Source organism: Candidatus Pelagibacter sp. HIMB1695, assembly GCF_052047655.1.
Lineage (GTDB): Bacteria > Pseudomonadota > Alphaproteobacteria > Pelagibacterales > Pelagibacteraceae > Pelagibacter.
Genome location: NZ_JBNAJT010000001.1, coordinates 708,408 through 723,285, shown reverse-complemented (window position 1 = coordinate 723,285; position 14,878 = coordinate 708,408). Strand labels below are relative to the sequence as shown.

Sequence of the window (14,878 nt, the reverse complement as noted above, 5' to 3'; positions counted from 1 at the left end):
ATTGGGCCGTTAGCTCAATAGTAGAGTACTGCATTGACATTGCAGGGGTAGTTGGAGCGTAACCAACACGGCCCACCATTATTGATTTATCTTTAATTGATAACTTGATAAAAATGATATAACTAACAAATGTTTTGGGCCTGTAGCTCAGTTGGTTAGAGCAGTACACTCATAATGTATTGGTCCCAGGTTCGAGTCCTGGCGGGCCCACCAAACTTATTTTTTTGATATTCCAGCAAGTTTTTGCAAGAGATATATTTCTTTTTCAGTTAAGCCCTTTTTATTTAATTCAGCAATAATTTCTTTTTTAAGATTTTTTGAAGCTAAAAACGAAATAATTCCAATTGATGATGTAAGTAATGTAATCCACAAATTTGAAAAAGTGACGAATATTGAAAAAAAAGAGATTAAAAACCAAAAGAATATTAAACCTATAACAATAGTTTTTTGACTTTTTAAATCTTTTATTTTTAAAAAAAAAAGAAACATGGAAGTTATAAGCATTAAAATTCCTGAAATTATAAACCACAAAATAATTGAAATATTAGAGGTGCTACCACCTACAAAAGTATCTTCTAATGCTTCATTAACAAAGTATAAAATTATACCTTTATACAAAGCATAAATTAAAAAAGCCGAGGTAGTTAACGCTGAAATTAGTAGTATTGATTTGGTTGTAATTTTCAATCTAATTAACTATTTGAAAACTCTTTTAGTTTTAAAATTAATGCATTGATATCACCATCAGCGCTCAGGATAATAGAGTTAAATTCTTCTTTTTGAGTTCTAGCCAAACTCAAACCTTCAATAATTAGATCTCTAATTACAGGTTGATCTTTGTTTTTAGTGTATATTCTCCAATCTATTTTAACAGCAGGTCTTTTATCTGTAGCAGCGAGTGTACTTGAAACTATTGTATAGTTTTCATTAATTTTATTTTTTGAATCAACATTTATTATTGGATTAGAATATTCAGCTAATCTACTTGAAAAACTTTGTAAAAAATATTCTCTAAATGCTTTTTCATACTCAATTTTTTGATCATCAGATGCGTTTTTTCTATGTGACCCTAATGAATAAAAACCTATACCTCTTATATCAACAGTATCTAGTGCAATTTTTTTTAATTCATCCATTCTTTCTTCTTTTGTTAGACCAGCACCAAGAGTTTCAGCGGCTCTATTTACTGTCGACTGCACAAAGACATCTGCCTCCATAGAGAAAGAGTTTGTAAAATTAAAGTTTAATAATAATAATAAGATAATTATTTTCTTCATATTTTTTTGATTAGTTATTTGTTTGTTTCAATTTCTTCCCAGCCATCATCATCTTCATATATGATTTCTACATTTCCTCTTTGAATATTTTTAATTTTATTTTCTCTATCTTGTAAATATAAACTTCTTACAGAAGCATAAAAATCAATAGCGTTTTCTTCAAGATTTTCAAAAGATTCAATGTTATTAGCTCTAAATTCAACACCGCTTATCGCTTTTGAAGTTAGGTAAACTCTTTCAGTTAAAAATTCGTTATTTCCATGAACTGAAACGTTGTACCATGGGTCACCACCCATTACATTTACAAATGATCCCGTTGTATCTCGAATAGTAGAAGGACCTAAAACAGGAAGCACTATATAACAACCAGGGCCGAAGCCCCATTTACCAAGAGTTTGTCCATAATCCTCTTTTTCATATTTAGGAAAACCCATTTTGTTAGCAACATCAATTGTACCTAAGAGCCCTACCGTTGTGTTAACAGCCAATCGAGCTGTATTTATAATCGCAGTTTTAATATCACCTTGCAAAACATTGTTCGGTATAGTTACCAAGTTAGATAAATTTCTTACCGCATTGGAAGTTCCTTTTTGAAGATTATCCGGCAATTTTCTATACCCTTTTGCTATTGGTTTAATGACTGCTTTATCAAGACCTTGGTTGAAAGCAAATGTTGCTCTATTTAACTTTTCAAAACAATCTTTTGTATTTTGAGCTTCGGTTTTATTTTTTTTTAAAGCCAGTTCTCCGTCTGAACCTGCATTAGCATTAAATACAATTAAGAATAGAGAAAATATTAAAATAGTTATTTTTTTCAACATGACAAATTATATTATATAAAAATTGATATTAAAGTAGAATTAAATTTAAATAGTGACCATAAATTGTTTATAAGTTGCCTAAATTAGTCACCAAAATGAGCATGAAAATAAGTTTCAATTTTTCCCCAAACTTTTATCCACAAAAAAGAAAAAAAAGTGAGATCAAATTTATTGTTTTTCACTACACAGGAATGAAATCTGAAAAAAAAGCGATAGACAAATTATTAGATCAAAACTCCAAAGTTAGCTGTCATTATTTAATTAAAAATAATGGTGATATTATAAAAATGGTACCTGAAACTTATCAAGCTTGGCACGCAGGAATTTCTAGTTGGAAAAAATTTAAATCTTTAAACAAAAACTCTATAGGGATTGAAATAACTAATCCTGGTCATGAATTTAAATATAAAGAATTTCCAAACAAACAAATTTCCTCATTAATAAAGTTGACAAAGTATTTAGTTAAAAAGTTTAAAATTAATCCAAAATCAATATTAGGTCATTCAGACATAGCACCAGATAGAAAGCTAGACCCTGGTGAGAAATTTCCATGGGTCTTTTTATCAAAAAACAAAATTGGAATCTGGCATGAATTGAATCAAGAAAAGATAAAAAAAGAAAGAGGATTAAATATCTCAAATCCATTGAAATTAAAATTTATAAACAATCTTTTCAAAATTGGTTATCCAAGAAATTCAAAAATAAATAAAAATAAATACAATAAAATTATCACATCTGCATTTCAGAGAAGATTTAGACAAGAAATAGTAAATGGCAAAATTGATAAAGAATGTTTATTAATAAGTGAAAACCTAATAAAAAAGCTTAATTAATTTATCTTGTAATTTTAAAGTTTAATAATAAGTTCATCACGCCAGATAAATGACTTATCACTTTAAATTTTTTTAAAGAGGAAAGTCCGGGCTCTACAAGGACACAGTGCCAGGTAATGCCTGGCGGGGGAAACCCTAGGGATAGTGCCACAGAAAATAAACCGCCATAACATGGCAAGGGTGAAAAGGTGTGGTAAGAGCACACCGGTTCTATTGGTAACAATGAACGCTGGAAAACCCCACTGGGAGCAAGACTAAGTAGAGATGACATTGTTGCAAAACTAAAAGCCGTCCTTGGCTAGTCATCAGGGTTAGTTGCTTGAGCTTAAGAGTGATCTTAAGCCTAGACAAATGATAGGTTTAAATGACAGAACCCGGCTTATAGTTTATCTGGCACTTAATAATTCAAAAAAAGAAAAATAAATTATCAATACAATTATTGTTGAGCTAGAAGCATTAAATAAATTGAGTAATAATAAGTGTCCTCATTTTCTCAGCAACCAAATAATAAAAACTTATACTTTTCCATCATAACACAAAATTTTTGATTTAAAATTGACTTTAATTACGCAAAGAATCAGTATTTGACTATAACTCTAAATACCCATATATTCCCATATATTCCCATTTATGGAATTTAAAAAATTAAAAATATATGTTTTTATCAACTTACGAGAACAGATTGGACAAAAAAGGGAGAGTATCTGTGCCAGCTAGTTTCAGATCTCATTTGTCTAATTTAGGATATAATGGTGTTATTTGTTATCCATCTTTTAATAATTCCTCAATAGAAGCATGCTCTCAAGACAGAATTGAAAAAATTTCCTCTGCAATAGACTCTTTAAATCCTTTTGAGGAAAAAAGAGATTACTTTGCAACATCAATATTAGCAGAAAGTACTAATTTACAGTTTGATAGTGAAGGTAGAATTTCTCTTTCATCAAAATTATTAAAACATGCAAAAATAAAAAATAGCATGTTATTTGTTGGTCAAGGTCAAACCTTTCAAATTTGGGAACCAACAGCATTCGAAAAATTTAAGACATCAGCAAGAAAAAAAGCAAATTTAAATCGAGCAAGTCTTAAATGGGAAAAACATTTAAACAACAACGAGGGGAAATAAGATGACAATTAACTTTAAAGCGCCAGAGATAAAAGAACTTCAGCCACGACTTTTAGTTTTAGGAGTAGGCGGAGCTGGAGGAAATGCAATAAATGAAATGATTGATAATAAACTTCAAGGAGTAGAGTTCATTGCAGTTAATACAGATGCTCAAGATTTAAAGTTAAGTAAAGCAAAAACAAGAATTCAAATTGGTTTAAATTTAACAAAGGGTTTAGGTGCGGGTGCAAAATTAGATATAGGACAAGCAGCTGCTGACGAATCTTTAAATGAAATTGTAAATACACTTCAAGGTGCAAATATGGTTTTTATTGCAGCTGGTATGGGTGGTGGAACGGGCACTGGTGCTGCTCATGTCATCGCTAGAGCTGCCAAAGAATTAAATATATTAACTGTAGGTGTTGTGACTCTTCCATTTTTATATGAAGGCCCCTCTAGAATGCGAAGAGCGCAACAAGGATTGGAAGAATTAAGAAAACATGTGGATACTATAATTGTAATTCCAAACCAAAACTTATTTAAAATTGCAAACGAACAAACAACTTTTGAAGAGTCTTTTAATCTTTCAAATAATGTTTTGATGCATGGAGTACAGAGTATTACAGATTTAATGGTAAGACCTGGATTAATTAATTTAGATTTTGCAGATGTTGAAACTGTAATGGCTTCAATGGGTAAAGCAATGATGGGAACTGGAGAAGCTGAAGGTGAAGGTAGAGCACTTAAAGCTGCAGAGATGGCGATTAGCAACCCATTAATTGACGATTACACTTTGAAGGGTGCTAAAGGGTTACTAGTAAATATTACCGGTGGTAAAGATTTAAAACTTTTTGAAGTTGACGAAGCAGTTAACAAAGTAAGAGCAGAGGTTGATCCAGAAGCTGAGTTAATTATAGGAGCAATAACTGATGCTGACTTAGATGGAAAAATGAGAGTTTCAATTGTTGCAACTTCATTAGATGGACAACAACCTGAATCTAAATCAGTGGTAAATATGGTGCATAGAATACAAAATCGTAACCCAGGTTACTCTGATTTTTCAAATATGGGGTCTCCAGCATTTAATTTTTCAAACACATCAAGCCCAATTACTCATGGTGCTAATGCTCTTAAGGTTGAGAATGAGATGGTTCAAGAACAAGAACAAGTAAGTATTGAAAACAATATGATGAACGAAAATTTCGCTTCAGAAAACAGTGCAATAACAGAAAACATTGTCGAAGACAGCACTGTAAATGAAATGGAAAAATCATTTACTCAAGAAGCAGTAGAAACATTTGAAGAAAAAAGTCATGATGAAAATGTTGAAGAAGAACCATCAAATGATCTCAAGGAATTTGGTGTAGACTCAGACTCACCAGATTTATTTAGCTCAGAAAGTGAAAACTCTTCACCTTCAGATTTGTTGAATTCAGAAGATCAAGAAGATGAAGATGATCTTGAAATCCCTGCTTTCCTAAGAAGACAAAAAAATTAATGGTCTTCAAAGAAATAAATGGAAGCCACCATAGTACCGGATTTACACAAACATTATCCAGTACTGCTAAAAGAAATTATTAGCGTTATCACCCCTCAACATGGTGGCACATTTATAGACTGTACATTTGGTCAAGGTGGATATTCAAAAAAAATATTAGAGTTTGAAAATACAAACGTAATAGGACTTGATAGGGATATTGAAAGTCAAAAAGTTGCAAACTCAATTTTAGAAAATTTTGAAGATAGATTTATTTTCAAAAATTTAAAATTTAGTCAATTAACAAATTTAAAAATTAAAAACGAAAATATAAAAGCTGTTATTTTTGATCTAGGATATTCATTAACACAAATGAAAGATCCTAAAAAAGGATTGTCATTCACCTCAAAAACAGATTTAAATATGCAATTGGGTTTAAATAACTATTCAGCTGCTGATGCTATAAATAAACTTGATGCAAAAGAGTTGGAGAAAATTTTTAAATATTTTGGAGATGAAAAAGATGCAAAATATATTTCTAAAAATATTGTAAAAGAAAGATCAAATAAGATAATTGATACACAGGGTTTAATTAAAATTGTTGATAAATCAAAAATAAGAAAAAATTTTAAAGTACATAATTCAACTAAAGTTTTTCAAGCTCTTAGAATTTTTGTAAATAAAGAAATTAGTGAATTAATTTATGGACTGATAAATGCCACAAAAGTACTTAAAAAGGGAGGTGTTTTAGCAGTTGTTACGTTTCACTCTTTGGAAGATAAAATTGTAAAATATTTTTTAAAAAATCTTTCTCAAAATAAAAGTATTTCAAGATACACACCTCAAACAGAACAAAAAGAAACTCTTTTTAATTTAAGTCAAAAAAAACCAATTGTTCCATCTGATCTTGAGATAAAAGAAAACCCACCTTCGAGATCTGCAAAACTAAGATATGCAATTAAGAAAAGTGATTTCTTTAATTTTGATACAGATATAGAGGAAAAATTTAAAAATTTTTTAGAAATTGAAAAGTTTGGAGATAAACTTTGAAAAAATTATTACTAGCATTAACAATTATAATTTTAGTCTTAACTACAGCAATTATCAAAAATACTACAAAAAAAATTGAAGATAAAATATTTGCTCATAAAGAAAGTGTAAGACTTTTAAAATCAGATTTAGAAAATATTCAGTTGGAATATGATTATCTAAGTTCTGCTGAAAAATTATTAGAATATCAATTTTTATATTTTGAAGATCAATTAGTTCAAAAAAAAATAGAAGATATTAAAATTTATAATATTTCAAAAAATGTAAATAAATTAGAGGATTATAAAATAACTAAGGAAAAATGAGTAATTTTAATGAAAGATTAACAATTGAAGATCACAAAAATGATTTTGATTATAAAAAAAGCAATACTGGATTAAATATTCAATTTAATCGAGTAGCTTTTATTTTTTTTGTTTTTTTTATAATTTATTCAATATACACAATACATTTAATTCATTTAGGATCTCGAGAAGTAAAAACTGAAAATACAAGCAACAAACTTACTTTAAATAGTGCTCTTTATAGAGCAGATATTTTAGATATTGATGGAAATTATTTAGCAAAAACAGTTAAATCTATTGATGTTGGCCTTAAAACTTCAGACATAATTAGTAAAGAAAAATTACTGCTAAGTCTAAAAATTATTTTCCCAGATAAAGATTTTAATGAAATTGAAAAAAAAATAGAAAACAAAAAGTTTTTTTATCTAGAAAAAAAAATTTCAGAGGAAAAATATGAACAAATTATGAAGTTGGGAGATAAATCTCTTATCCCTGAAGAAAAAGTGCTTAGAATGTATCCACAGAAAAATCTTTTTAGTCATATTTTAGGACAAATAGATAATGACAATAATGGTATTTCAGGTTTGGAAAAATCGTTAAATGAAAATCTAAGATCATCTAGAGACTCAATTAAATTAACTGTTGATAAAGATATTCAATTTTTAATTAGAAAAGAATTATTAAAATATCAGGAAATTTTTAAAAGCAAAGGAAGTGCAGCAATTTTAATGGATGTTAATAATGGCAATATACTCTCTTTAGTCTCGTTACCTGATTTTAATCCAAATGAGAGAAAAAATATATCGGATGTCAATTATATTAATAGAGTAACAAAAGGCACTTATGAACTTGGTTCAGTTTTTAAAGTTTTTACTTTTGCAAGCGCCTTAAATGAAAAATTAATTGAACCAGATACTGAATTTTTAGATTTACCAAAATCAATTAAGTGTGACCGATACAGAATTGGAGAATATGACAATGAAATACCTTCAGATTTAACTGCTGAGCAAATTTTAGTTAGATCTGGAAACATAGGATCAGTACGAATTGCTCAAAAAGTTGGTCCAGAAAAATTTAAATCTTTTTTAGAGGATATTGGAGTATTGAAACAAATTGATTTTGATATTGAAGAGGTGGCACCCCAAATTGATTATGATTTTGGAAAATGTAGATTAGCAACAGCTTCTTTTGGTCATGGAGTAACAACAACTATTCTTCAACTAGCAAAAGGATATGCTATTTTGGCCAATGGTGGCTATGATGTAAAACCCACATTGGTTTTTAAAGAAGATAACAAAAAAAAATTCAAAAAAAGAATAATTAATAAAGAAATTTCAGAACAAGTTGTTAATGCTTTAAGAAAAATTGTTAATACAGAGGAGGGCACTGCTAGATTTGCAGATGTTCAAAATTATGAAATTGGAGGCAAAACAGGAACAGCTGACCAACCAGAAGGAGGAAAATATTCAGAGGCAAAAATAAATACTTTTAGCTCGGTATTTCCGACATCAAATCCTCAATTTGTATTTGTTTTGATGTTAGATACACCTAAAAAATCAAAAGATTATTATTATAAATATAGGCATAGAAAAGGTGGATGGAAGGGGACACTTTATAATACAGCTGGTTGGACATCAGTAGAGGTAGCAGGAAAAGTAATTGATAAAATTGGGCCTATTTTAGCCACAAAATATATACAGGTTAAATAGTGATGTTACTTGGAAATTATTTTGATGGTGTCCACAAAAATTATAAAAAATTATTTTTTTCAGGCATATCTTTTAATACTAGATCACTAAAAAAAAATAATATTTTCTTTGCAATTAAGGGAAATAGTATAGATGGAAATAAATTCATTTCTAAAGCTATAGAAAAAGGTTCTAAAATAATTGTAACAGAACAAAAAATAAAAGATTATCGAAATGGAATTTTGTTTATAAGAACAAAAAATATAAGAAAATTACTAGCAGAAGTCTCATTTAAAATTTACAACAAAATACCAAAAAATTTAGTTGCTGTTACAGGAACTAATGGAAAATCTTCAGTAGCTGAATTTTATCTTCAAATAATGAAATTAAATAAAAAAAAAGTAGCTTCAATTGGAACATTAGGAGTTAAATCAAAAAATATTAATTTAAATTTATTTAATACAACTATTGATCCAATTAAATTAGGACAGATTTTACAAAAATTAAAAAAAGAAAAAGTTGAAAATGTTATAATGGAAGCTTCCAGTCATGGACTAAAGCAAAATAGATTAGATGGATTAAATTTTAAATCTGGAATTTTTACAAATTTATCACAAGATCATCTTGATTATCACAAAAATTTAAAAAATTATTTAAAAGCAAAACTTTATTTATTTGAGAATTTAATTGAAAAAAAAGGAAATATAATTACAGATAAAAATATACCTCAATATAAAACAATCAAGAAAGTCTCTTTAAAGAAAAAATTAAAATTATCAGCAATAAATGAAAAGAAAAGTAATTTTGAGATATTATCTCATAAATATGATAATGAAAATCAACTAATCAAATTTAAACATAAAAATTTAATTAAGGAAATTAATTTAAATTTAATTGGTAAAATTCAAATAAATAATATTTTGATGGCTGCAATGGCAGCACAAAAAAGTAATTTAAATTTTGAAAATATTTTTAAAGTCTTACCAAAATTAAAAGCAGTTGAAGGGAGATTGGAAAAAATTGGAAAAATTAAAAATAACTCAATTGTTATTCTTGATTATGCGCATACGCCTGATGCTTTAAAAATTTGTCTTTTAAATATTAAGGAGCAATTTCCTGATAAAAAGTTAAACCTTTTATTTGGTTGTGGAGGGAATAGAGACCAAAACAAAAGAATGAAAATGGGTAAAATAGCAAGTATTTATGCAGATAATATCTACCTAACTGATGACAACCCTCGTTACGAAAACCCATTAAAAATAAGAAAAGATATTAAAAAGGGCATCAATGGTAAGAAAATTACAGAAATTTCTAATAGAGGAAAAGCAATATCAGAAGCTATTAAAAATTTGAAAAGTGGAGACGTTTTAGTTGTTGCAGGAAAAGGGCACGAAAGTACACAGGAAATTGGTAAAAAGGAAATTAAATTTTCTGATAGAAAAAAAATTCTAACCGAAATCAAATTAAAAAACAAAAATTTGTCTGATCAATTAAAGATAAATATAATCACAGAACTTTCCAAAACTCAAAAATTATCAAAGTCTATTTCTATAAATAATGCTAGGATTAATTCTAATGAAGTAAGTAAAAATGATGTATTTTTTGCTATCAAAGGAAAAGTCAATGATGGAAATAATTTTGTTTCACAATCATTTAAGAAGAAAGCATCATTAGCAATTGTAAATAAAATTCAAAATAATCTTGATATTAAGAGACAGATAGAAGTTAAAAACACCTTAAAATTTTTAACAAATGTTTCAAAAGTATATAGAAAAAATATAAGCACCTACATTATAGCTATTACGGGTAGTTGTGGGAAGACTACACTCAAAGAATTATTGGGAAGTGTGTTGGGAAAAATTTCAATTACAAGTATATCACCAAAGTCTTATAATAATAAATTTGGAGTTCCCTTAAGTCTTCTTAATATTAAAGAAAATGATCAGTATGGAATTTTAGAAGTAGGAATGGATAAAAAGGGTGAGATTGATTATCTAACAAAAATAATTCAGCCAAATATTGGAGTTATTACAAATATAAATTATGCCCATGCAAAAAATTTTAAAAATATAAAACAGATTGCCTTAGCAAAATCAGAGATTATAAATAATGTTAAATCAAATGGTTTTATTATCTTAAATGCAGATGATAAATTTTTCAAACTTCATAAACAAATTTCTCAAAAGAAAAATCTTAAATTAATTTCATTTGGTATTAAAAGTAATAAAGCAGATATTAAGTTAATTGATATTAAATCGTTTAGAAAAAATTTTAAAATTAAAATTAGATTTATGAATAAAATTAAATATTTTATAATCTCTAATGACTATCAAGACAATATTTATAATATTTTATCTGCATTAGCTGTTATTAGTGTGAATTTAAATATATTTAATTTAAATAAAAATATTTTCTTGAATTTTAGAATTCCTGATGGAAGAGGGGACCATTCAATAATTAAAGTAAATAATAAAAAAATAAATTTAATTGATCAAAGTTATAACTCAAATCCACTATCATTAAGTTCTGCTATTAAAAATTTTGATAAAATAAAATCAAGCAAGTCTAAAAAATATTTGTTGCTTGGTGATATGTTGGAGCTTGGTAGTTATTCCAAAAAACTTCATGAATCTATTGCTCCACTAATAAATCAAACTAAAATTGATAAGGTTTTTGTAAAAGGAAAAATGGCTTCTTTGATATATAAAAAAATATCGAATAGTAAAAAAGGTAAAATATTACGTAATAATTCTCAAATCGATGATTTGATTAGAAATGATATTAAAAACAATGATTATTTAATGATTAAAGCCTCACTTGCGACAGGTTTCAATAAGATAGTTAATGAACTAAAAGGTTTAAACTAAATGCTATACCAGTTTCTGTTAAATTTTGTTGATAATTTTGGCTTTTTAAACGTCTTTAAATATTTAACTTTTAGAACAGGTTTATCTTTTTTTACATCATTAGTGATAGTTCTATTTATTGGCGGACCTTTTATAAAATTTTTTTCAAATCAAAAAATTTTTAATCCAATTAGGGAAGATGGACCTGAAGATCACATAGTTAAAAAAATTGGAACACCAACAATGGGTGGAGTTATTATTTTACTTGGATTAATTATTTCAGTTATTTTATGGGCAGATTTATCAAATAATAATATTTTATTTTGTTTATACATTGCTCTTTCATTTGGATTACTTGGTGCATTTGATGATTATAAAAAAATTAAGCAAAGTAATTCTTCTGGAATTTCATCAAAGTTTAAAATAACTGTACAAATTATTTTAGCGTTACTAGGTGTAGGTCTGTTTGTTTATTTGAATGATTATCAAGATTTAAATAATTTATATTTTCCTTTTTTTAAAAATTTAATAATTAATCTTGGATGGTTTTTTATTCCTTTTGCTGTATTTGTAATAATAGGTTCCTCTAATGCTGTAAATCTTACAGATGGTCTAGATGGTTTGGCAACAGTACCAGTAATATTGGTAGCAGCTTGTTTTGCATTTATAAGCTATGTAACTGGAAATATTGTTTTTTCAAATTATTTACAAATTCCTTACATTGAAGGAACAGGTGAGGTTGCAATTTTTTGTGGCGCGATTATTGGAGCTTGCTTAGGATTCTTATGGTTTAATGCCCCTCCAGCTAAAATTTTTATGGGAGACACAGGCTCTTTATCTTTAGGTGGTTCACTAGGAGCTGTAGGTATTATAACAAAACACGAGATTGTTCTAGCAATAACGGGAGGTCTTTTCGTTTTAGAAGCAGTCTCTGTAATGGTTCAGGTAATTTCATTTAAACTTACAGGAAAAAGAATTTTTAGAATGGCTCCCATACATCATCATTTTGAGAAAAAAGGTTGGCACGAGTCCACTGTAGTTATTAGATTTTGGATTATCTCAATAATTTTAGCAATGATAGGACTTGCTACGTTAAAATTAAGATAATGAATAATAAAAAAAATATTTTTTTAAGAAAAAAAATATTAATATATGGATTAGGAAAAAGTGGAATATCTTCATATAAATTTTTAAAAAAAAAAGCAGATGTTTATCTTTTTGATGATAATCCAAAAATAAGTAAAAAAATATTAAGTTTAAGTGAACTTTCAAAAATAAGTTTTGATGTAATTATTATTAGTCCAGGAATAGATATTTCAAAATGTAAATTATCGATATTCTTGAAAAAAAATTCACAAAAAATTTATACAGATCTTGATGTTTTGTACTCTTTTTATAACAATTTGAGCATAACGATCACAGGTACTAATGGAAAATCAACTACAGCAAAAATACTTCAAAATGCTTTGGTTGATCAAAAAAAAGATGCTCGATTAATTGGGAATATAGGAAACCCAGCACTTGCAGAGAAAAAAATAACAAAAAAAACGATTTTTGTGATCGAAGCCTCCTCGTATCAGCTAGATTATTCAAAGATTTTTAGATCAAAATATGGCTTAATTCTAAATATTTCAGCAGATCACATTGAAAGGCACAAGAATCTTAAAAATTATATCAATGCAAAATTTAAATTAATAGAGTCACAAGTTAAGGGAAATTTTGCATACGTTAAAAAAAATGATTCATTAATTTCAAAAAAAATTAAAAAAAACAAATTTAAGTCAAAAATTTATAAAGTTGATATCTCAAATTTGAAAAACATAATTGATAAGATTAGTAATAAATACTTTGCTTCTGACGGTAATAGAGAAAATCTTTCATTTATTTTTGAAATTGCACCTAAATTGAAACTTTCTAAAAACAGATTAATCCAAACAATTAATAATTTTAAGGGACTTGATTATAGACAACAAATTGTTTTTGATAAAAAAAATTTAACAATAATTAACGATTCTAAATCAACAAGCTTCGCTTCTTCAGAAAATATATTAAATAATTTGAATGATGTTTATTGGATTTTGGGAGGAATACCAAAAAAAAATGATAAGTTCAAATTATCTAAAATCAAATGTAAAAATATAAAAGCATTCATTTTTGGTTCATATCGAAATAAGTTTCATAAAGTTTTGAGAAATAAATTAAAGGTTAAAAAATATAAAACTTTAAATGAAACCTTACGTGCAATTTTCTTAGAGATAAAAGATCAAGAAATTAAAAAAAATATAATTTTTTTTAGTCCTGCTGGTGCATCATTTGATAGTTTTAAAAATTTTGAAGATAGAGGAGATTATTTTAATAAAATAGTTAAAAAAATAATATATGCAAAGTAATAGCATAATTTATAAATTTTATTACCAGTGGTGGAAAAATATAGACAAACCTATATTATTTTTAGTTAGCTTTTTATTCACCATTGGACTTTTTTTCTCTTTAGTGTCAACATCACTCATAGCTTCAGACAAATTAGATACCAACAATTATTTCTTTTTTTTTAAACATTTAATTTATGTAATTATCGGAGTAATTTTTATTTTTATTTTTTCATCTTTAAATCAAGATAATTTGTATAAATTTTCAATAATTCTCTTTTTTATTTCATTATTCTCTTTGTTTTTAGTACCTATAATTGGCATAGAAGTTAAAGGATCAAGGAGATGGATCGATTTATTTTTTTTACCAAGATTTCAACCCATAGAAATAGTGAAACCTTTTTTGATTGTAATTTTTGCAATTATTTTATGTAAAAATGAAACTAATATTTTATTCAAATATTTAGCATCAACAATTTTAATGACTTTAGTTTCTTTGCTACTGATAATTCAGCCAGACATTGGCCAAACATTATTAGTAGTTTTTTTATGGGCTGTTTTGATATTTTGCTCAGGTATTAATTTATATTTTTTCCTCACAATCTCTTCTATTGGATTAATTTTGTTGTCTTATATGATTATTTACATACCAAAATTTAATTATATTAAAGCTAGAATTTTTTCATTTTTTGATAAAGAAACAGGTACTCATAATTTTCAATCAGATAAAGCAATAGAGTCAATAACAAGTGGAGGTTTTTTTGGAAAAGGGATTGGAGAAGGAACACTTAAAAATAGAGTACCAGAAGCGCATACTGATTATATTATTTCAGTAATTTCTGAAGAGTTTGGTGTGATTGCCATAATTTTAATCTTAATTTTGTTTTTAGTCCTAATTTATATGGTTTTTAAAAAAATAAGTTTTGAAACTGAGGAGCAAAATAAACTTATTCTAATTGGATCGGTAAGTTTAATTCTTATGCAGGCCACAATTCATATTGGAGTTAATATAAGATTATTTCCAACAACTGGAATGACATTACCTTTTTTGAGTTATGGTGGCTCTTCAATTGTAAGCACATCAATATTGACAGGTATAATTTTAAACTTAACAAAAAGAAAAATATAATA

The 14,878-nt window shown here is 27.0% G+C and carries 13 protein-coding genes, 2 tRNA genes and 1 other RNA gene; 13 read left to right on the top strand and 3 right to left on the bottom strand.

Annotated elements, in window-relative coordinates; genetic code table 11:
• Positions 1-3 precede the first annotated feature (3 nt).
• Together ACTTAX_RS03980 and ACTTAX_RS03975 are read left to right on the top strand one after the other, a co-directional pair.
• Positions 4-78, top strand: a tRNA-Val gene (locus ACTTAX_RS03980).
• A 58-nt stretch (positions 79-136) separates the two neighbouring features.
• Positions 137-213, top strand: a tRNA-Ile gene (locus tag ACTTAX_RS03975).
• 3 nt (positions 214-216) lie between these two features.
• Here ACTTAX_RS03975 and ACTTAX_RS03970 read toward each other — a convergent pair.
• From ACTTAX_RS03970 to ACTTAX_RS03960, 3 genes are read right to left on the bottom strand one after another with little or no spacing between them, the layout of a single operon-like run.
• Entirely contained in the window at positions 217-687 is a 471-nt protein-coding gene (locus ACTTAX_RS03970) for a hypothetical protein (RefSeq protein ID WP_440693038.1), read from the bottom strand.
• Between the two features lie 5 nt (positions 688-692).
• Positions 693-1,277: an MlaC/ttg2D family ABC transporter substrate-binding protein gene (locus ACTTAX_RS03965; protein ID WP_440693036.1), complete on the bottom strand. Its 585-nt coding sequence runs from the start codon at positions 1,275-1,277 to the stop codon at positions 693-695.
• A gap of 14 nt (positions 1,278-1,291) precedes the next feature.
• Complete coding sequence (locus ACTTAX_RS03960) at positions 1,292-2,098, bottom strand: MlaA family lipoprotein (RefSeq protein WP_440693034.1); 807 nt, start codon at positions 2,096-2,098, stop codon at positions 1,292-1,294.
• A gap of 101 nt (positions 2,099-2,199) precedes the next feature.
• Between ACTTAX_RS03960 and ACTTAX_RS03955 the strand changes: the two genes are divergently transcribed.
• The 11 genes from ACTTAX_RS03955 to ACTTAX_RS03905 all read left to right on the top strand — a co-directional run bounded on the left by ACTTAX_RS03955 (position 2,200) and on the right by ACTTAX_RS03905 (position 14,876).
• Entirely contained in the window at positions 2,200-2,931 is a 732-nt protein-coding gene (locus ACTTAX_RS03955; protein WP_440693032.1) for an N-acetylmuramoyl-L-alanine amidase, read from the top strand.
• A gap of 41 nt (positions 2,932-2,972) precedes the next feature.
• An RNA gene (rnpB, locus tag ACTTAX_RS03950) (RNase P RNA component class A) lies at positions 2,973-3,329 on the top strand.
• A gap of 257 nt (positions 3,330-3,586) precedes the next feature.
• On the top strand, positions 3,587-4,054 hold the full coding sequence (mraZ, locus tag ACTTAX_RS03945) for a division/cell wall cluster transcriptional repressor MraZ (protein ID WP_440693031.1): 468 nt from the start codon (positions 3,587-3,589) through the stop codon (positions 4,052-4,054).
• Position 4,055: 1 nt separating this feature from the next.
• The gene (gene ftsZ / locus ACTTAX_RS03940; protein WP_440693029.1) at positions 4,056-5,531 is read left to right on the top strand and encodes a cell division protein FtsZ; all 1,476 of its coding nucleotides are present in this window, start codon (positions 4,056-4,058) and stop codon (positions 5,529-5,531) included.
• 18 nt (positions 5,532-5,549) lie between these two features.
• The gene (rsmH, locus tag ACTTAX_RS03935) at positions 5,550-6,560 is read left to right on the top strand and encodes a 16S rRNA (cytosine(1402)-N(4))-methyltransferase RsmH (RefSeq protein WP_440693027.1); all 1,011 of its coding nucleotides are present in this window, start codon (positions 5,550-5,552) and stop codon (positions 6,558-6,560) included.
• A complete protein-coding gene (locus ACTTAX_RS03930) occupies positions 6,557-6,865 on the top strand; it encodes a cell division protein FtsL (RefSeq protein WP_440693025.1) in 309 nt (102 codons plus the stop codon). The genes rsmH and ACTTAX_RS03930 overlap by 4 nt, the downstream gene beginning before the upstream one ends.
• On the top strand, positions 6,862-8,553 hold the full coding sequence (locus ACTTAX_RS03925; RefSeq protein ID WP_440693023.1) for a peptidoglycan D,D-transpeptidase FtsI family protein: 1,692 nt from the start codon (positions 6,862-6,864) through the stop codon (positions 8,551-8,553). Before ACTTAX_RS03930 ends, ACTTAX_RS03925 begins: the two co-directional genes overlap by 4 nt.
• Positions 8,554-8,555: 2 nt before the next feature.
• A complete protein-coding gene (locus ACTTAX_RS03920; RefSeq protein ID WP_440693021.1) occupies positions 8,556-11,399 on the top strand; it encodes a UDP-N-acetylmuramoyl-L-alanyl-D-glutamate--2,6-diaminopimelate ligase in 2,844 nt (947 codons plus the stop codon).
• The gene (gene mraY, locus ACTTAX_RS03915; protein ID WP_440693019.1) at positions 11,400-12,485 is read left to right on the top strand and encodes a phospho-N-acetylmuramoyl-pentapeptide-transferase; all 1,086 of its coding nucleotides are present in this window, start codon (positions 11,400-11,402) and stop codon (positions 12,483-12,485) included.
• On the top strand, positions 12,485-13,768 hold the full coding sequence (gene murD, locus ACTTAX_RS03910; RefSeq protein WP_440693017.1) for a UDP-N-acetylmuramoyl-L-alanine--D-glutamate ligase: 1,284 nt from the start codon (positions 12,485-12,487) through the stop codon (positions 13,766-13,768). Before mraY ends, murD begins: the two co-directional genes overlap by 1 nt.
• On the top strand, positions 13,758-14,876 hold the full coding sequence (locus ACTTAX_RS03905) for an FtsW/RodA/SpoVE family cell cycle protein (RefSeq protein WP_440693015.1): 1,119 nt from the start codon (positions 13,758-13,760) through the stop codon (positions 14,874-14,876). Before murD ends, ACTTAX_RS03905 begins: the two co-directional genes overlap by 11 nt.
• Positions 14,877-14,878 lie beyond the last annotated feature (2 nt).

What these genes read in the sequence shown, in the direction of transcription:
- mraZ (WP_440693031.1), top strand. Translation starts at nt 3,587, where the DNA reads ATGTTTTTATCAACTTACGAGAACAGATTGGACAAAAAAGGGAGAGTA.
- ACTTAX_RS03955 (WP_440693032.1), top strand. Translation starts at nt 2,200, where the DNA reads ATGAAAATAAGTTTCAATTTTTCCCCAAACTTTTATCCACAAAAAAGA.
- ACTTAX_RS03905 (WP_440693015.1), top strand. Translation starts at nt 13,758, where the DNA reads ATGCAAAGTAATAGCATAATTTATAAATTTTATTACCAGTGGTGGAAA.
- ACTTAX_RS03960 (WP_440693034.1), bottom strand. Translation starts at nt 2,098, where the DNA reads ATGTTGAAAAAAATAACTATTTTAATATTTTCTCTATTCTTAATTGTA.
- mraY (WP_440693019.1), top strand. Translation starts at nt 11,400, where the DNA reads ATGCTATACCAGTTTCTGTTAAATTTTGTTGATAATTTTGGCTTTTTA.
- murD (WP_440693017.1), top strand. Translation starts at nt 12,485, where the DNA reads ATGAATAATAAAAAAAATATTTTTTTAAGAAAAAAAATATTAATATAT.
- ACTTAX_RS03965 (WP_440693036.1), bottom strand. Translation starts at nt 1,277, where the DNA reads ATGAAGAAAATAATTATCTTATTATTATTATTAAACTTTAATTTTACA.
- ACTTAX_RS03925 (WP_440693023.1), top strand. Translation starts at nt 6,862, where the DNA reads ATGAGTAATTTTAATGAAAGATTAACAATTGAAGATCACAAAAATGAT.
- rsmH (WP_440693027.1), top strand. Translation starts at nt 5,550, where the DNA reads ATGGAAGCCACCATAGTACCGGATTTACACAAACATTATCCAGTACTG.
- ACTTAX_RS03920 (WP_440693021.1), top strand. Translation starts at nt 8,556, where the DNA reads ATGTTACTTGGAAATTATTTTGATGGTGTCCACAAAAATTATAAAAAA.
- ftsZ (WP_440693029.1), top strand. Translation starts at nt 4,056, where the DNA reads ATGACAATTAACTTTAAAGCGCCAGAGATAAAAGAACTTCAGCCACGA.